Origin of the sequence: Microcoleus sp. BROC3, from assembly GCF_036702515.1 — a bacterium.
GTDB lineage: Bacteria > Cyanobacteriota > Cyanobacteriia > Cyanobacteriales > Microcoleaceae > Microcoleus.
The window spans coordinates 110389-128135 of the sequence record NZ_JAUBTQ010000019.1 but is presented as its reverse complement, the minus strand read 5'-3'; the positions used below and the strand labels follow the sequence as shown (position 1 = coordinate 128135).

Sequence of the window (17747 nt, the reverse complement as noted above, 5' to 3'; positions counted from 1 at the left end):
CCGATTTAGCCACTCAAAAATATTGAAGATTATTATGATTGATTAGATAAAGTTATCACCACAAGTCCTGAAGAGCCTCCCACAGCACCCAACAAAGGCTAGTACATAGACAAGAATTTGGAGCAATACTAGCAGAGAAAACAGTAACTGCCTTGAGTGTGGATGGAGGAAAAGCAAGATTGAGAACCGAGACAGGACAAGCAAGTGAGTGGCGAGACTACAAAGCCGTAGCGTTACATAACCAAAAGTGTGCAGCATTTTTTCAACAGCAGGATGAGCTATTAGAGTGAGGGTAGTGCTTTTATGTAAAGGATGGAGAAATTTGAGGCGGTTGAACTTTCAGCATTCCTAATCGGATTTGGTGATTGTAGTCATGAATGAAGTTCCAAATAGCACCCTTGTGATTCTCCAACTTTTTAGAAAACGATAACGTCTTCCTGACTAATCGCGAAATTCGTTGCTTGAGAGTATTGTTCAATCGTTCAATGTAACTGGTTAATCCACTTTCCTTGCCGACAGACTTATGCCTTTTACGGGCGTAAAACTACGGCATAGGCATCAAGAGTGATCGGTATAAATCTTGGCACTGCAGGCGATAGACACAAGCGTAGTGAATCCCATAATGCTTGAGCCGACTTCGAGGAGCGGTCTCCAATATGACATCCGTGAACTTCCCGAGTCTTGGTATCCATTGCTAACCAGACCCATTGTTTATTCCCTTTGTCATCTACTTTCATACCAGAGTTCATCCATTTGGACTGTGTGTTTTCCAACTTCTTTCGGGATGACCGTGGCGCAAGAGTTCTATTGCACCGTACAAGTGGTTCACATAATGCCAGGAGCCAGCTCTCAGAAACGCCCATGACTCGGGCAATACCAGCGAGGGAAATCCGCTCTCTTGAGAAGTAACTCAATTTTTGCCAAAGTGTCGGTGTCTTTGGCTGTCCAAGTTCGGATTTTCGACAAATTGCCGACCACAGTCGCGACATTTGTGGTTTTGTTTGCCCCGACGAGTCATCCCATTTTTCATTACATCGTCAGAACCACAAGTGGGACAAATCAGATAGGGTTTCATGATGAGACTCCTCAAAAGACTGGACATAGAGGTATTATCCTCCATCCTTTACATAAAAGCACTACCAAGATTTCTTTGGCTGGTATAGCTAGAACTACCGATGTCTCTAAAAAATGGTTACAGGATTACGTAAATAATAAATATGCCTCAATCGAACGCCTGGTAAAGGTTAAGCCTAAAAAAAAAGTCAGATTGAATGTTGAATGTGACGAACTTTGGTCATTTGTAGATTGCCAACAAAATAAGCAATGGGTGTGGCGCCGCAATGGATAGAGAAACCCGAGAAATTATTGGTGTTTATATTGGCTCTCGTAGCGAAGAAGGAGCAAAACAATTATGGAATTCTCTACCTCCTGTATATCGACAATGTGCTGTTTGCTATACAGATTTTTGGGAGGCTTATGCTTGTATTTTTCCTTCGCTACGCCATCAGCCAGTTGGTAAAGAGAGTGGAAAAACTAATCACATTGAAAGATTTAATAATACTTTGCGCCAACGTGTTTCTCGGCTCGTAAGAAAGACTATTTCATTTTCTAAAAAGTTAGAAAACCATATTGGTGCTATTTGGTATTTTATCCATCATTACAACTATGTTTTGAGCCAATGAATATCTAATCACTACATATTTATCACTACCGTATGGGGTTTTGCGCTAGCGACAGCGGGTACGTTGTTTTTGATGAGTGCGGTAATTTTTAAAGATGCTTGGCCTGCTATTAGCAAATTTGGACTCTCCTTCTTGTGGAATCCCAAGTGGGATATCGGCGAGTTGCAGTTTGGGGCCTTGCCGTTTATTTACGGCACTGTGATTAGTTCTGCGATCGCCATTATCATCGCCATTCCTCTAGGACTTTCAGTAGCTATAATTACCAGCGAGAACTTCTTACCCGTTTGGGTGCGATCGCCCTTGGGATTCATGGTTGAATTAATCTCGGCTATTCCCAGCGTGATAGTTGGCCTGTGGGGAATCTTTGTTTTGATTCCCTTTTTGTTGCCCTTGCAGCAGTCATTGTTCGAGAATTTCAGTTGGTTTCCTCTGTTCAGCAGCGAACCTTTAGGTCCCGGAATGCGGCCCGCTGGAATACTTTTATCGATTATGATTCTGCCCACAGTAGCCGCCATCAGCCGCGATGTATTGATGTCAGTTCCAGTCGATTTGCGAAGTGCTTCGATGTCCCTCGGTGCCACCCGCTGGGAAACAATATTTAAGCTGTTACTACCAGCAGCTAGTTCAGGAATTATAGGCGCTACAATCTTGGCCTTAGGACGGGCTTTAGGCGAAACAATGGCCGTCACAATGGTGATTGGCAACTCGATTCAAATCAATCAATCCCTGCTAGCTCCCAGCTACTCAATTCCTGCTGTTTTGGCAAGTCAATTTCGGGAAGCTCTCGAACCGCTGCACATCGGCGCTTTGATGTATTTAGCCTTGATTCTATTTGTCATCACTCTGTTGGTGAATGCAGTGGCAGTATTGCTGGTTAAGCTAATGAGCGTGAAGGGATCTAAGAATTAACACGATCGAAAGCATTTTGGTTACAAGCCCACGGATTTATCCGCTGGATCAATCTAAAATCTAAAATCTAAAATCTAAAATCGCATGACTCAAGCACAAAATTCAGACAGCATTCTGGATGTAGAAATCAACAATCCCCTGTCGCTGAGCCGAATTTTTTTCGACCGGGGCATGACAGTTATCGCTTTCGCTCTGACAGCTCTAGCCCTGCTCCCTTTGTTTGCTATTCTATACAAAATTCTGGGGGAAGGATTAACGTATTTGAGCTGGGAAGTGCTAGTTTCTCTACCAGCACCCGTCGGAGTTGAAGACCAGCCCAACGGCTTTGCAAATGCGATTATCGGCACAGGTTTAATGGTAGGAATTGCTACATTAATCAGCGTGCCCATAGGTGTAATGACGGGAATATTTTTGTTGGATTTTGGTAGAGAAAACAAAGTGATAGCCAATAGTATTCGCTTTATCACCGTCATTCTCAGCAGCGTTCCCTCGATCGTAGTTGGCGTCTTTTCGTACGCCCTAATTGTCGTTACCACCAAAGCATTTTCAGCATTAGCAGGCGGTTTTGCCCTCGGCATTATCATGCTTCCTGTTGTTGCTCTGACAACAGAACAAGCATTAAAATTAGTGCCTATTTCTTACCGCCTCGCTTCTGCTGGTTTGGGAGGCGGACGTTTTCAAACTATTTTTCGGATTATTATTCCCTCAGCACTTCCAACTATTACCACAGGTATTTTACTCGCTGCTTCGCGGGCAGCCGGTGAAACCGCCCCGCTGATTGTAACTGCGTTGTCGAGTCAATTTTGGCCTCCTTTAGTTGATAAATTGGGCGAGATAATGCAGTCCCCCATAGGTACAGAAACCATTTCAAAACTAAAAGAAATTCCCGAAACACTGCTAACTCCAACTCCTTCCATGTCAGTATTAATATACAGTTATGCCAGCTCTCCTTACAAGGAGCAGAACGAATTGGCGTGGACTGCTGCCTCTGTCCTTTTGGGGATGGTTTTGATTGCTAGCGTCGCATCCCGTACAGTAACTCGGAAACGCTTGCAAAACCGATAAATCAATAACTAAAGTGCATATCTCAGTCAATTATTAACAATATAACCAGCCAAATAATGAAACCTAAAGCTAACTTGAACTCCGAAAACTATACAGCTCAATTCCTAGAGGATGCCACCCCGGAAATAGACCCCAATGCAATGCCAGCACTGCGGATTCAGGACTTGAGTTTTTATTACGGAACTCACAAAGTCTTAGAAAATTTATCGATGAATATCCCTCACCCGCAAATTACGGCGATTATTGGTCCTTCAGGTTGCGGCAAATCTACCTTTCTCAAAGCTCTCAACCGGATTGGTGAATTGGAGGGAAAAGTTCAAATTAAAGGAAGAGTAGAGTTTTTTGGACAGGATATTTACAGCCCGAAAGTAAACATTAATAGTTTGCGCCGCCAAATTGGGATGGTGTTTCAAAGACCAAATCCTTTTCCGCTGAGCATCTACGATAATATTGCTTACGGGGTGAGAATTTTTGGTCGAAAAAGTAAAGCAGAATTAGATGAAATTGTAGAATCTGCACTTAAAAGTGCGGCGCTTTGGAATGAAGTCAAAGACGATTTGAAGAAATCGGCTCAGGGAATTTCGGGGGGACAGCAGCAGCGGCTTTGTATTGCTCGCGCTTTGGCGGTAAAGCCAAAAATTTTGCTAATGGATGAACCTTGTTCTGCTCTAGATCCGATTTCAACGATGAAGATTGAGGAGTTATTTCAGACTCTGCGGCAGCAGTTAACAGTTGTAATTGTGACGCACAATATGCAGCAGGCGGCTCGTGTTTCTGATTACACGGCATTTTTTAATACTGATGAAAGTCGCATCGGCCGCCTGGTTGAATTTGGACTGACAAGTAAGATTTTTACTTCTGCAGGCAATTCGAGTACGAGAGATTACATTCAAGGCCGTTTCGGTTAATATTTACATCTTGAACCTCTTTCAGAACAGGCAAGATGCCTGTTCCACAACAGACTAGACAAATATTTTTGTGGAGCAGGCATCTTGGCTGCTATAGTTAGGGCAACCGCCAAGTTTCTAAAGGTTCCAGTGGACGTTATTAATTGCTGAAACCATTGGGGGAATTTCTTTCTTCACATCGATTTGTGGCTATATGTCTTTACCACTTTTGAAGCGAGAGTTAGGTGTTTTCGGCGCAACTCTTATGGGCCTGGGCTCAATCCTCGGTACCGGAGTATTTGTGAGTATCGGCATTGCTGCGGAAGTTGCTGGGCCGGGAGTGATTTTGGCTGTGGGTATTGCGGCTTTAGTTGCTGTTTGCAATGGCCTTAGCAGCGCTCAATTAGCGGCAAATCATCCTGTTAGCGGCGGTACTTATGAATATGGCTACAAATATCTCAATCCTTGGCTGGGTTTCACTGCCGGCTGGATGTTTCTGTTGGCGAAAACGGCTTCTGCTGCTACTGCTGCTTTAGGTTTTGCGGGGTATTTTTTTAATGCAGTTGGTGTAGCCGATCGCACTTACCTGATCCTAACAGCTTTAGTCGCCCTCGCCGCCCTCACTTTAATTGTATTGACGGGAATTAGGCGATCGAATATTGCCAATACTGCCATAGTCTCAGTTACACTTCTATCCTTAGCGGTGTTTGTTGCTGTCGGTCTGGCAGAGGTAAGGTGGGAAATGCCCGCACTACAGAATGATAGCTCGATCGGCTCCATCCTCCAGGCCACCGCCCTGATGTTTGTCGCTTATAGCGGTTACGCCCGCATCACCACAATGAGCGAGGAAGTGCGGGAACCGAGGGAAACCATTCCCAAAGCTATAATTTTAACTTTGGCGCTAACAATGCTGCTTTACGTGGCGGTAGCAATAGTTGTTGCGGGCGCGGGGGGAGCCGATAAATTGTCTTTACAAACAGGCGGCACGGCTGCACCCCTGGAAGTCATCGCCCGCAGTTTCCCAATTCCGGGAGTTTCTCAACTGCTAGCCGTCGGCGCAATTACCGCTATGTTGGGAGTCTTGCTGAACTTAATTTTAGGGCTGTCGCGCATCTGGCTGGCGATGGGGCGGCGCTTGGATATGCCGAGAGTCTTGGCGAGGCTGAATCCTTCGGGGACAACGCCTTATGTGGCTGTGGTGGTTGTGGAAGTTACGATCGCACTTTTAATCCTCGTCGGCGATGTCAAAACCACTTGGTCATTTAGCGCTTTTAGCGTTTTGATATATTACGCTATCACCAACCTCGCCGCGCTGCAACTTTCCGCCACCGAAAGGCTTTACCCGCAGTGGTTGGCTTGGGTGGGTTTGGGGAGTTGTCTGTTTCTGGCTTTCTGGGTGGAGAGGCAAATTTGGCTGACAGGGTTGGCATTAATTGCCGCCGGTTTAATTTGGCGGGCGATCGTCCGGCTGCTGGCGAGAAACTAGAATTGTGATAGATTGAAACACCATCCCGGATTGTGGAGGGTCATGCCCGATCGAACCCCCTTGCTGGCGACTCAAGAATCTGTCGCATTCAGCGCCATCAGTCGCTATATCGCTCAAACACTAATTTCCATTCAGCAAAAGCATCCCGAATGGATAGCTGAAAAATACAGGAAAACCCCCTGGGCTAAACCTGATTTTCAGTCAGTTTTGATTGGAAAATTGACAAAAAGTTTCACTGTAGCCAGCGATACAGATTCCCTGCTGCTGACTGCAAAAAAATACCTACAAATTCTGCTGGTTCCAGAATTCGTTAATTCACCTCAATTCAGCAAATTATTTGCCAAAATTCAGCAGCTAGCCCAATCTGAAACAGCACCCGCTAAATCACAAAACTCAGTTTCGTCCAAACCTCCCACTCTCACCAATCCAACAAATTCGCTTTCTATCGGCATTGCTATCTTGCTGTTAGATGTCGAAAACTTGCAACTCAACATCGAAACCGAAAAATTTTTAGAGGGAATTTGCCACTATCCCATCCAAATCAAAGTTGCCTTTGCCAACTGGCGCAGCATGGGCAAAAAAGATGCCGAATTTCACCAGCGCGGCTATCAACTAATTCACGTCCCCCCCGGCAAAGACAGCGCCGACTTAAAAATGGCTACAGTCGGCGCATCTATTTTCGTACATTATCCCACAGCCAAAGAGATTTTTGTCTGTTCGTCCGATCGCGCCCTCACTCACCTCAGCAATACACTGCAAGCCCACGGATTAACCGTATTTCAAGTTCGCAAACAAATAGATAAAATCATAGTTTTAAACAGCAAAACCGGACAAGTTGAAACCCATTCCCTCGTAACTATACCGGAAATTACACCCCTCGAACAATTAGTTATTCAGCTAAAAGAGTTAATCAAAACCGAGCAACAACGCACCTCAACTCAGTGGATAAAACTTTCTACTATTGCAGTTATATTTAGGCAAACTTACGGTTTAGTCCTCAATCAAGTTGTGGCAACTCATTCGCTAGGCAGTAAAACCAGGGATCTCTTTCTCAAATATCCGACCGAGTTTGTCGTCCACAAACCCTCAGAAAATTCTCAAACTTATGTCACTCTTTTTGAAGTTAAATTGTCCCCCCCCCCGCCAATACTTAACAAAGAAAATCAAAATAACACTGCGGCAGCACCTGCAACACTGACAGATATTAATTCTCTGGAAGACTTGGAAAAAGCTCTAGTCAAAATAGTTAGCGACTTAACCGGAAACTCTCCTGATAATTCTGTATTTCTCTCCAATGTAGGCAGCGAATTTCACCGACAATACGGCAAACAAATTACCCAAATAATTAAGGACTTTAATCTCGGTAGAAAATTTCCTAAATTTTTGCAATCTTGCACTTCTCTCCAGCTCACAAAAGCAGAAAAAGGCTGGCAAGTTTCCCTAAATTAATTAAAAATTAAAATAGATAAACGTCCCGATTACTAGAAACTTAAGTTATCATACAATCTGGACGTAAAGAAATGTAAAGGGATATGCAGCACAAAGTTGTGGTTGTGGTGGGTGCGACTGGCGGCATCGGTTCAGCGGTGGCCCGGAAACTAGCCGATGCGGGTGCGAGGCTAGTGCTCGCCGCCAGAGACAGCAGTAAGTTAGACGCTTTAGCTGGCGAATTGTCGGCAACAGAGGTACTGTGCGTGCCGACAGATATCACCGATTTGCAGCAAGTCGAGACGCTGATGCAGACAACTCTGGAACATTTCGGACAAATTGATGCCCTCGTAAACGCCGCCGGTGCCGGAATTCTCAAGCAGTGGAACAAGTTAGAACCCGCTGATTTAGATGCAATGCTTGACTTGAACTTGAAAGGCAGCTTTTACACGTCTCAAGCAGCGGCGAATGTGATGAAAGAGCGAAAATCCGGCCACATCTGCAATGTCATCGGGATTTTGGGCAAGCATTCGATGGCGATGGGAACGGCTTATTGCGCTTCAAAATTTGGGGTAGTTGGTTTCAGCAAGTGCATGGCAGATGAACTGCGACGCTACGGCATTAAGTTTACGCTATTCTATTTTGGCGGGGTAGATTCTCCGTTTTGGGATAATGTGAGTTTGAAGGTAGACAGGTCAAAAATGCTGAGTACCGAAACTGCCGCAAATGCGATTATTTTTGCTCTTTCGGCTGACCCGCAAGCTGTGCCGATGGAGATTAATATTCAGCCGGAAAGTCATTTGTTCTTTTAGCGATTGAGGAGTCATTTGAAGGCAGAAGGCAGCGGCACCTCAAGCCCAGAAAAATTATGACCTCTTTAGGTTTGAGAACTTGCACAGCACCTAATTATGTAGGGTGCTCTTCTGCCGCGCACCTTACGGCTATAACTCGCGCCTCAAACTATTTTTTGACGTTAGTCCTGTTGGCGAAAGCCTCGCGGCCAAACGCAAGTTATCGCAGATACCGGGTTTCTTTTAAGCGCCGACTTATTTCTGCCTTCAGAGGTAGCTAAGATATTCCATCTTTAGGTTATTATTAAGCCGGCGCACAATAAAAAAAATGAAAAATATCCATTACTCAGTCCCTCCCTTGCAGTTTCGCACAGAAAATAAGCCGATTTTCCATTTTTCAGTTTCCATTTTCAATTATTGATTATGGAGTTCGATCGCATTCAATTTTACGTTGAAAACGCTAAAGTATCCCGCGACTGGTTTGTCGGCAAGTTAGGCTTTCAATCAATAGCAGGTTATGCCAACAGCCACACTCACACTGAAGCTGTCAGCAGCGGCAATGTATGTTTTATTTTATCTTCGCCCCTGACACCCGCTAGTCCCGCGGCTCGTTGGTTGAAGTTTCATCCTCCAGGGATTGCCGATGTGGGTTTTCGGGTAAAAAATATCGAATTAGCAGTAGCTAGAGCGGCTGCTGAAGGCGCTAAAATCCTAGAACCGATTCACGAAGACCTAAACCCAGCAGGCTATTCTAAGCGGGCAAAAATCGCTGGCTGGGGAGATTTAAGCCATACGCTCGTTGAGCGAATTGGCGAGAATTCAGCGCTGCAGGCTTCTCCTAACCTGCCGCTGTTTACCCGGATAGACCACGTAGTGTTAAATGTTGAATCCGGCGATTTGTCAAGTGCTGTTAGTTGGTATCAAAAAATATTAGGTTTTCGACCCCAGCAAAATTTTGACATTCAGACTGAGAAATCGGCTTTGCGGAGCCAAGTTATGGTGCACGCTGAAGGTGAGGTGCAATTCCCGATTAATGAACCGGCATCAGCTAATTCTCAAATTCAAGAGTTTTTGAGTGCAAATCGGGGGCCGGGAATTCAGCATATGGCTTTGCAAACTGCTGATATCGTGGGTGTGGTTGGCGATTTGCGATCGTGCGGTTTGCCTTTTCTACCAGTTCCTCCCACATACTACTCCGAATTGCAGCAGCGACAAAACTATTTGCCCGCAGATTGGCAAGCAATTGCAGCTTGTCAAGTTTTAGCAGATTGGCAAGAAGAGACTCCTGCAGCGATGCTGCTGCAAATCTTTACCCAGCCAATTTTTGCAGAACCGACTTTCTTTTTCGAGATTATTGAGCGCCGAGTTAGTTTAGTTGACGGCAAACAGGTGCAAGCTGGAGGTTTTGGGGCGGGGAATTTTCGAGCTTTGTTTGAGGCAATTGAACGGGAACAAATGAAGAGGGGAAGTTTGATCGATGATTGACAAAACTTCCACTTTTTAGGTCATACAGGCGTGTCGATCAGCACTGCGATATCTTTCCACCCGTAGGCAATTTCTTTGAGGGCAACGCCTGCTCTACTTGTTTGCAGTTCGTCCACTTTTTCACCTCCTAAAAATTCATAAAATCTACAGGCTGAATTGTCTGCTAGTACCCAAACCAGCATCGAGTTCAAACTTAATTCTGCCAATTTTGTGGCAACTGTTCTCACGAGTTGCCGTCCGATTCCTTGACGCTGATATTCCTCCAAAATATAGATGGCAAATAATTCTCCTTTATATACATATTTGCCCGTGCGCTCGCCACCACCGGCAGCAAAACCCACAATTTGTCCCGAGTCATTCTCAGCAACGCAGACAAAAATCCCAGTATTTTTGACGTTTGTCAGGATTTCTTGCCAATTGCTTTCTCGCTTTTCATAGGATAACTGTGCGAGGTAATCTGTCGGTACAATTTTTCGGTAAGCTGTCCGCCAAGTATCTAGATTCACCCGTGCGATTGCAGGTGCGTCAGCGATTTTAGCTTCTCTCACAATCATCAGCAAATACTCCTTTCGGGCCCTGAAATTCTCTTTTCAAGTCTAGGGCAACTATACGATCGCGCCCTTCTAGCTTAGCTCGATAAAGCGCTCGATCTGCCTCTCGAATTAACCCCTCAATCGATAAACCAGCAGCAGCAACAGCATTAGTTACCCCGATACTGAGAGTTACAAACTTACCGATCTTGGAAGCAGCGTGAAAAATTGCCGCATCTTTCAAATCGCTGCGAATTGATTCAGCTACCTGCTTTGCTCCTTTCATATCAGTTCGCGGCAGAATTACCGCAAATTCTTCGCCGCCGTAGCGGGCCGCTAAATCTCCCCTGCGCTGAGCGCTGCTAGCTAAAATCTGCGCCACTTGTTTTAAACATTCGTCGCCTCCTTGATGCCCGTAACGATCGTTGTAAAGTTTGAAAAAATCGATATCGCACAAAATTAAAGACAGCGGCTCTTTTTCTCGCTGCATCGACTCCCATTCTAACTCCAATGTTTTGTCAAAACAGCGGCGGTTGGGAAGTTGAGTCAATCCGTCCATCGAAGCGAGCCGCTGCAATTCCATGTTAGCTGCTTCTAATTCTAATTTGGCTTGTTCTAAAGCTAAATTTTGCCGCGCTAATTCTTCACTTTGCCGTTTTTCTTTTTCGTACAAAAATCGGATTGAAGCTTCAGCTTTTTGCAATTCTTGCTCTGCAAATTTGCGCTTGACAAACTCGCCTAATTGAGAACCTAAACCAGCTATTATCTGAAGTAACTCTCGATCCGGTGGCAGTTCTTCCCGGCAAAAAAAAGTCATTATTCCTACAACTTGGCTCCTAGCGTGAATGGGAAAACCGAATCCCGATCGCAGTCCCGCTTCCTCGGCCAAGCGCGATCGCACGAAATTGCGATCGCCCGCAATAGCAGTAATCCACTGCGGAGAACCTCTCCTGGAAACCGATCCCGGCAAATCCTCACCCGGAGGCAAAGTAATCTGCGGGTCGTTTTCGGCAAACTCGCTAACTTCTTCCGCTGGCTGCCAAACTGCCGCCCGCCGCCAACAAGGAGTTTCCTCGATCGGACAGCAAAGTGGCAGACACCAAAGCGGCTGTTTTTCGGATTTTATTTTCGCACCCAATCTAGTTTCTTTCTCCCCCTCTGCGGGCGTCCACAGTTCGCCAATATCCCACCCAAAACTTTGGCAAATAGCTTGCAAAATTCTCGGAGTTGCGCTATCTAGAGAACTTGATTCTGACAGGATATGAGTAACAGCATACTGTGCTTCTTGACAATTTTTTATCCGCTGTTGCTTGGTAATATCTTTACCGATATAAACAAAATCTTGTAGAACCTGGCTATCTGGATACTTGCTTCCTATGCTTGTCTTGAAAGTAGAGCATGAAAACGCGACAATCAGCTTTAAACCTATTTTCGTTTGGCAAGCTACTTTTACTTGAGGCCAATATTCGCTTTTAAGTGCAGGAGGTAGCTGGCTGACTTTGCGCAACAATTCTTCGTCAGTCGTAATCATGGATATGGATTTGCCGATTAATTCCGCTTCTGTATATCCAAATAATTGCTGTGCAGCTTGATTCACTTTTTTGATTTTTCCCGAGCTTGCTGTTACTAACAAAACATCGCCTAGGGAATTAATAATTTTGTCAATATAATCTCCAGCCGCAGCTAAGTAATCGACTTTAATACTGTTTTCGTTGGCAGCCTGAACCATGCTTTGCTGAACTACAATGCTATCTGTCACATCTTCGCATAAAATAATCAATCTGTCAGCATTGGCTTCTCCATTATAGCCAAAGATGTACAAATTTAGATACAAATAAGATCCATCTTTGAGAACTCGGATAATTGATTTTAACTGAAAGTCTTGCTCTCGTTCTTCAATAAGGCCTTCAAGGATTCCTTCAATTCCAATCAGTTCAGGAAAGCTATCGCGCACGTCTCTTCCTTCGGCTACTTCCTCATGAATATAGCCAAAATCTTGCACTTTCAAAGATATTTCTTTAATTTTAAATTCCAGATCCACTGCGAGGTATTCCATCCTGCGTAAGGATAACAGCTTATAAAGAAGAATATTAATACTTCTCGGGCTGCTCTCTAGAGTTAATCTTGGAAGTATTTCGTTATTGTAGAGCATCACTCTCCAAGGTTAGCAGGTAAAGTTAGTTGTTGTTTGGCTGCTATTTCTCATGAGAATTTTTATCCTGGCGGATGCCACCACCTGTTACCGCTGGCTAATTTATGGAAACAGTGCACTTTGGATTCTCCAAACAGTTTTTTGCTTATTTTTGAAAATAAGCAAAATATTAATTTTACCAACTTTTTTTTGATAAAGCGGAGTCAAAATTAGTCTCACTTGAGGTTGAGATTTATGAACAAGACGTAGCGGTTTGCACTATTTGTGCCGCACATCTTCATTTTAAATTCCCCGATATGGGTTACAACCGCTAAAGTTGAGGAGCGACACAGTTTAATTCAAATGTTTCCTTTAATTAGCACAATTCCTATAGACCTTAGCTCCCCTGGGTATTTGTGTCAATTTTTTTCAAGAAAGTGTTACTTTTAAGTGATATAATATCGAACAATTTGTATAAAAGCTTAAAAATATTCTGCTAAATGCTGAGACTTATTACCGACTTTGATGGCCCGATCATGGACGTGTCCGATCGCTACTACCGAGTTTACCAGCATTGTCTCGCCGAGACTAAGCGTGCGGGCCAACCAGTGCGCGAACTCCCCAAAGCCGAGTTTTGGGAGATGAAGCGCGCCCGGGTTCCCGAAACCGAAATCGGCATCCTCTCAGGATTAGACGCCGCCCAAGCCCGCGATTTTGCCCAGAAACGCCGTCAAACCGTTCACACCCTACCCTACATGATTTACGATCGACCAGCCCCCACCGCCGTGGAAACCCTCGAAAAGGTGCAGCGCGCTGGAGTAGACTTAGCGGTGATGACCATGCGCCGCGTCAGGGAACTAGATGAAGCCTTCAACCGCTGCAATTTAGGGCAATTTTTCCCTGAAAACCGCCGCTATTGCCTCCCCAACGATTACGTTAAAACCGGGGATGTCAAAGATAAGCCCCTGTTGATGGCCAGAGCTCTCGCCGAACTGCCGCCTGCTTCTGACCTTTGGATGGTGGGGGATACGGAGGCAGACATTGTATCAGCAAAAACGCACGGTGTCAAGGTAATTGGTGTTTTGTGCGGAATTCGCGATCGCACCCAACTAGAAATTCACCAACCGGATTTAATTGCCAACAATTTGAGCGAAGCAGTTGAGATTATTTTAGGTCGCCAAAATTAGTCATTAGTTATTAGTCATTAGTTATTAGTCATTAGTTATTAATTTTTAGCTGACATTATTTGTCCGAGGTCTTGATTTCACAGTTATTAGTTGTGGGCTGCTGACTAATGACTAATAATTACTAATGACTGCTGACTAATGAATGCTAACTATCGCAGAAAACCGCTGACCAGCCACAGAATTAAAAACGTAAACAAAGCGATAAATTTCTCTGTTGTTATAAATGCCGGACTGACCAAAGAACCCAACAAGCCTCCCAGCACCAAGCCTATAACTAAGCCAGCGACAGTCAGCAACACGGCCCGACCAAATTTTTGTTCCTTGCGATTAACAAAATAAAGACAACAGCCGACCCCAAGAGCCAGAGTCAACTGCAGTAAAGAATCATTAGCCGCCGGATAAATACTCAGTCCGCCCAACCCCGCATACACCCCAGCAGGCCACAAAATGTCCGATCGACTAGGAGTATCAATTAGCCGTTGCAACCAAGCTGGGCTGCCACTGGGAGGAGACGGAGTAAAGCTTGCGGGTGCGGGAGTCAGTCGCTCAGGAAAGCGGATGCGTTCGGGGACTTTTATTTTACCTTCCTGTCGCTGCCGCAGGCGATCCATGAGGATCGCATCGTAAGCTGCTTCGATCGATTCCAAACGTTTCTTGTCACCGCTGTAATGCTCAGCTAGGCGCGTGCGGGCCTCTTGCACTTCATCAAAGGAAGCATCTTCATCGACTTCAAGCAGTTGATAGGGAGTTGGCTCACTCATTGTAATAACCCGCTGAAGACTCTCGTTATAGAGTAATCTTAACAAGAGAGGAAAGCGGGGCGGGGGCTTGGGCCGCTTTCCCAAAAGTTTTGCTGCTAGTTTTTAGTGCTTTAAAACAGGAACCAGCAAACCTAAGGAAGGTAGAAGATAGAAGGCATTTGGCATTGGGAAATACAAAATAATGAATCCAAAGATTTTTATTTTTATCTTTGCCGTCTAAAATTTTACCTTCTGCCAAATGTCCTCAGGAGGAACTTGTCCCGCCGGCGCTCACAATTCCCGACCACTGGACTTTTTTAAGTCGATCGCGGCGGTAGGAAAAAAAGCGAGCCGAGTCAGAATAAGTACAGAAAGGAGCGATCGCCACTTGAGAAAGATCGATTCCCAACTGCTGCAATTGCAGAGCATTGCAGAGGCGAACATCAAAGCGTACCTTTCCCGGTTCTGGATCGGCCAAGACAGGCGTTTCCGGCAGTTGGTGCAAAAACTCTAGAATGCCGTCGGCTGTCGCACAAACGCCATTCTTAGGAGCAATGGTGGCTCCCAGTTCCGCTGCTACTTCCACAGATACCTGGTAAACCTCTCCAGCGATCGCCGGCCCCATAGCAATCTTCAGATTTTCTAGTTGACTGCCTTGTGCCACAAGTTGAGCGATCGCCTCTGGTAATATCTTAGCAGCAGTCCCGCGCCAACCCGCGTGAACTGCCGCAACGAGTCCGGTGCGATCGTCGGCAATCAACACCGGCACGCAGTCGGCCGAGCAAACCCACAGCGCCTCCAATTCTCGACCGGCAACCAAGCCATCAGCCTCAGCATAGCTTGGGGCAGCGGTTTCCGGGCCCGGAGCCACAACCGGGGACAACTCAGTGGTTTTGACTACCGCATTGCCGTGTACCTGTTGGAGTCGGTAAACCTTAGCTCCAGGTGCGAGAACTTCCGTCAGATCGATCGGTCCTCGGGGCGAGAAATCGCGAGTAAAAAAGCCGTGAGACCACCGGTCGAGCAAGCTGCAAGTCAGATAGGGCAAGCCTTCCCTGCTCTGCCACTCCCAACTGATACTCTCACGTTGTCCGACCCATTCAGAGTCAGGAAAATTTGTCAAGCGATCGCCAGCTACAGTCATGAAACCTATCCTTACCCAAGCGAATCATTTAGCTTGTATTCTAAACAATCAACAATCTTGTCCGCGAAGTTTAAAGGCAGCGCCAGCTTTCAGGAAAAAATCGCGATGACTTGGCGGTTTGACAACGACCGACTGCGCCGAAATTTTGCATAACCCGAGAAATACAGGCAACAAATTAACATAGACGAACCCCAAAGCGCTATCATCAGTGTGGCCGTCACAGGCTCCTAGGCAAGTGCACTCGGGAGCAAAAAAACCGGATATAGATCGCGACTGAATGTGCAAGGCATTCGAGCTTGTTCTATGCACAAAAAAAATTGCCTCAAGCCCGGTAGAATCAGTAAGGCCTGTATAAAAGACAAGGATTGCCATACATTCGATCCTGACTTCGAGATCCTTGCGCCCCCTGTTGAGTTGGGAAAAAAAATCGTGAAACCAGTTCCAGACAAGCAAATAACAGCCCCTTTGAACACCAAACAGCAAAAAAAGAACCCTAAAGGCACCCGGACTCGATCGCGCCTTTTGTCCGATCGCTCACTGCTGGTGGGACTGGGTTGTCTTGCCAGTCTGGGACTGCTCAGCAAAGGCATTGTTTGGGCCCAAGCCGAAACTCCGCCAGCAGAACAAGCCGTCCCCGGCGCAGCAGAGCTGCAGCCATTATTTGAAGCTCCTCTCCCGCCCCCGGAACCCGAATTTAGCCAAGTGGAGCCAGAACCATACCCTGAACCACAGGCAGAAGTTCCACCGTCCGAGCCTTTCGATGCCGCACCGCCGTCAGAGCCTGAGTACGCCAGCGAACCACCTCCCACCCAATATTATCTGCCAGAGCCCGCGCTGATTCCCCTGCCAGAAGCGACGGCCCAGGAGCCGCCTTTTGAAGCGCCTGTTAACCCAGCCCACGCTGAAATCGACCAAACAGACTACAGCGTTGGCGCTACCAGCGACTACCAAGAGTACGAAGCGCCAACAAGAATAGAGTTTGCAGAACGATCGAGCGGCTGCGAAGAAGTTGGCGGTTTGTGCGCGCCTCCTCCTGTTTCCGAGCCAGTGACGGCAGATGCCGGAGAACCCAACTACAGCCCGGAAACTCCGATCGCAGACGACGGCTATATTGCAGCCCCTCCTCCTCGAAATCTGCCAGAAAGCATTCCAGACAATGTTCGGGAAACTGTGGCAGGAAATAGTAGCGGGAATCCTGTCAGTAAAATCGGTCAAGCCGTTCAACAAATAGGCAGCCAGGTTTGGGGGGGTTCAAACCCGCCGGAATCTGCTTACGCACCCCCGCGCTACTCCGCTAACCCCGGCTACTCTGCAGACGCTGGATACTCCGCAGACGCTGGATACTCGGCCAACATCGGCTACTCTGCAGACGCTGGATACTCCGCAGACGCTGGGTATTATGCCGGATCTGCATCTTACGGCGGCGGCGCTCCAGCGCCCAGCATGGGACTCGGGCCTGTTCAAGTCGGTGCGGTTAGTGTCAGCAGCGGCAGCAATACCGGTTTCGCTTACTACAATCTCACGCCTCGTCCCGCAGGCCTGCCCGGAAATGGCAACAAAAGCTTGCTGTTTCCGCTATCTATTGCTTCGGCAATTACTTCGCCGTTTGGGTGGCGGACTCATCCGGTTATGGGCTACGGCAGGTTTCACACCGGAACTGACTTGGGAGCCCCGATGGGCACGCCCGTACTGGCGGCCTATGCGGGTCAAGTGGCGATCGCCGATTGGTTGGGCGGCTACGGTTTGACGGTGGTTCTCAACCACAACAAAAAGTCTCAGGAAACTCTCTACGCCCACCTTTCGGAACTGTTTGTGAAACCGGGAGAGTGGGTGAAACAGGGAGAGACGATCGGCCGCGTCGGCAGTACGGGAATGTCTACAGGGCCTCACCTCCACTTCGAGGTTCGGCAAATGACTGACCAGGGTTGGGTGGCGATCGACCCGGGCTCTCAGCTAGAATTCGCTCTGGCAAAAATGATCGGCACTTTGGAAACCGCCAAAGTACCCCAAATGCCAAAAATGGTGGAAATACAAACCGCTAACTCACTCAAGGATTTGGAAAACGATCTGCCCCAGCTTCCACCTCTGCCGCTGGGAATGGACATCGAAGTTCACAACCTCCAGCCGCCATTCCCGGAACTGTTAAAAGCTGACACTTCTAAGCCCAAAGATGCCGAAGCAGTCAAACAACCCAAAACTCAGAAGCAAGCTAACAGGTAAAAATGGTGGCTTGGATAGATTAATTTTTTAGGGGCGGGCTAGTCGCCCACCCCACAATAAAA

13 protein-coding genes and 3 pseudogenes are annotated in these 17747 nt (G+C 46.6%); 11 read left to right on the top strand and 5 right to left on the bottom strand.

The window, feature by feature from the left end:
- Window positions 1–71 precede the first annotated feature (71 nt).
- A pseudogene (locus QUB30_RS14525) lies at window positions 72–287 on the top strand (hypothetical protein); the annotation flags it as partial.
- A 14-nt stretch (window positions 288–301) separates the two neighbouring features.
- Here QUB30_RS14525 and QUB30_RS14520 read toward each other — a convergent pair.
- Window positions 302–1075 (bottom strand): annotated as a pseudogene (locus QUB30_RS14520) (IS1 family transposase).
- 66 nt (window positions 1076–1141) lie between these two features.
- Between QUB30_RS14520 and QUB30_RS14515 the strand changes: the two are divergent.
- The 8 genes and pseudogenes from QUB30_RS14515 to hppD form a co-directional block, all read left to right on the top strand.
- Window positions 1142–1682, top strand: a pseudogene (locus QUB30_RS14515) (IS1 family transposase); the annotation flags it as partial.
- Window positions 1683–2591 carry a phosphate ABC transporter permease subunit PstC gene (pstC, locus tag QUB30_RS14510; RefSeq protein ID WP_333334357.1) on the top strand — a complete coding sequence of 303 codons (909 nt, stop codon included), beginning with the start codon at window positions 1683–1685 and terminating at the stop codon, window positions 2589–2591. It abuts the pseudogene before it with no gap.
- An 84-nt stretch (window positions 2592–2675) separates the two neighbouring features.
- A complete protein-coding gene (gene pstA / locus QUB30_RS14505) occupies window positions 2676–3656 on the top strand; it encodes a phosphate ABC transporter permease PstA (RefSeq protein WP_333334355.1) in 981 nt (326 codons plus the stop codon).
- Window positions 3657–3712: 56 nt separating this feature from the next.
- Complete coding sequence (gene pstB, locus QUB30_RS14500; protein WP_333334353.1) at window positions 3713–4564, top strand: phosphate ABC transporter ATP-binding protein PstB; 852 nt, start codon at window positions 3713–3715, stop codon at window positions 4562–4564.
- Window positions 4565–4757: 193 nt separating this feature from the next.
- On the top strand, window positions 4758–6029 hold the full coding sequence (locus QUB30_RS14495; RefSeq protein ID WP_333334351.1) for an APC family permease: 1272 nt from the start codon (window positions 4758–4760) through the stop codon (window positions 6027–6029).
- A gap of 42 nt (window positions 6030–6071) precedes the next feature.
- Window positions 6072–7478, top strand: coding sequence for an NYN domain-containing protein (locus QUB30_RS14490; protein WP_333334349.1), 1407 nt, complete (start codon window positions 6072–6074; stop codon window positions 7476–7478).
- An 83-nt stretch (window positions 7479–7561) separates the two neighbouring features.
- Entirely contained in the window at window positions 7562–8269 is a 708-nt protein-coding gene (locus QUB30_RS14485; protein WP_333334346.1) for an SDR family oxidoreductase, read from the top strand.
- A 402-nt stretch (window positions 8270–8671) separates the two neighbouring features.
- Window positions 8672–9733, top strand: coding sequence for a 4-hydroxyphenylpyruvate dioxygenase (gene hppD / locus QUB30_RS14480; RefSeq protein WP_333334344.1), 1062 nt, complete (start codon window positions 8672–8674; stop codon window positions 9731–9733).
- 20 nt (window positions 9734–9753) lie between these two features.
- Here hppD and QUB30_RS14475 read toward each other — a convergent pair whose 3' ends face one another.
- The gene (locus tag QUB30_RS14475; RefSeq protein WP_333334342.1) at window positions 9754–10287 is read right to left on the bottom strand and encodes a GNAT family N-acetyltransferase; all 534 of its coding nucleotides are present in this window, start codon (window positions 10285–10287) and stop codon (window positions 9754–9756) included.
- A complete protein-coding gene (locus QUB30_RS14470; protein ID WP_333334340.1) occupies window positions 10268–12304 on the bottom strand; it encodes a diguanylate cyclase domain-containing protein in 2037 nt (678 codons plus the stop codon). Before QUB30_RS14470 ends, QUB30_RS14475 begins: the two co-directional genes overlap by 20 nt.
- Before the next feature lie 590 nt (window positions 12305–12894).
- On the opposite strand from QUB30_RS14470, the gene QUB30_RS14465 reads away from it, so the two are divergent.
- Window positions 12895–13581: an HAD family hydrolase gene (locus QUB30_RS14465; protein WP_333334338.1), complete on the top strand. Its 687-nt coding sequence runs from the start codon at window positions 12895–12897 to the stop codon at window positions 13579–13581.
- Between the two features lie 149 nt (window positions 13582–13730).
- On the opposite strand, the gene QUB30_RS14460 is transcribed toward QUB30_RS14465, so the two are convergent.
- Together QUB30_RS14460 and pgeF are read right to left on the bottom strand one after the other, a co-directional pair.
- Window positions 13731–14342, bottom strand: coding sequence for a CPP1-like family protein (locus tag QUB30_RS14460; RefSeq protein ID WP_333334335.1), 612 nt, complete (start codon window positions 14340–14342; stop codon window positions 13731–13733).
- Between the two features lie 244 nt (window positions 14343–14586).
- Window positions 14587–15465: a peptidoglycan editing factor PgeF gene (gene pgeF / locus QUB30_RS14455; protein WP_333334333.1), complete on the bottom strand. Its 879-nt coding sequence runs from the start codon at window positions 15463–15465 to the stop codon at window positions 14587–14589.
- Window positions 15466–15894: 429 nt separating this feature from the next.
- On the opposite strand from pgeF, the gene QUB30_RS14450 reads away from it, so the two are divergent.
- Window positions 15895–17685 (top strand): peptidoglycan DD-metalloendopeptidase family protein, encoded by a 1791-nt coding sequence (locus QUB30_RS14450; protein WP_333334331.1) that lies wholly within the window; start codon window positions 15895–15897, stop codon window positions 17683–17685.
- Window positions 17686–17747 lie beyond the last annotated feature (62 nt).

Bases quoted from the DNA above. Each gene is read 5' to 3' on its own strand.
- pstA (WP_333334355.1), top strand. From the start codon at position 2,676: ATGACTCAAGCACAAAATTCAGACAGCATTCTGGATGTAGAAATCAAC.
- pstB (WP_333334353.1), top strand. From the start codon at position 3,713: ATGAAACCTAAAGCTAACTTGAACTCCGAAAACTATACAGCTCAATTC.
- QUB30_RS14495 (WP_333334351.1), top strand. From the start codon at position 4,758: ATGTCTTTACCACTTTTGAAGCGAGAGTTAGGTGTTTTCGGCGCAACT.
- QUB30_RS14490 (WP_333334349.1), top strand. From the start codon at position 6,072: ATGCCCGATCGAACCCCCTTGCTGGCGACTCAAGAATCTGTCGCATTC.
- QUB30_RS14485 (WP_333334346.1), top strand. From the start codon at position 7,562: ATGCAGCACAAAGTTGTGGTTGTGGTGGGTGCGACTGGCGGCATCGGT.
- hppD (WP_333334344.1), top strand. From the start codon at position 8,672: ATGGAGTTCGATCGCATTCAATTTTACGTTGAAAACGCTAAAGTATCC.
- QUB30_RS14475 (WP_333334342.1), bottom strand. From the start codon at position 10,287: ATGATTGTGAGAGAAGCTAAAATCGCTGACGCACCTGCAATCGCACGG.
- QUB30_RS14465 (WP_333334338.1), top strand. From the start codon at position 12,895: ATGCTGAGACTTATTACCGACTTTGATGGCCCGATCATGGACGTGTCC.
- QUB30_RS14460 (WP_333334335.1), bottom strand. From the start codon at position 14,342: ATGAGTGAGCCAACTCCCTATCAACTGCTTGAAGTCGATGAAGATGCT.
- pgeF (WP_333334333.1), bottom strand. From the start codon at position 15,465: ATGACTGTAGCTGGCGATCGCTTGACAAATTTTCCTGACTCTGAATGG.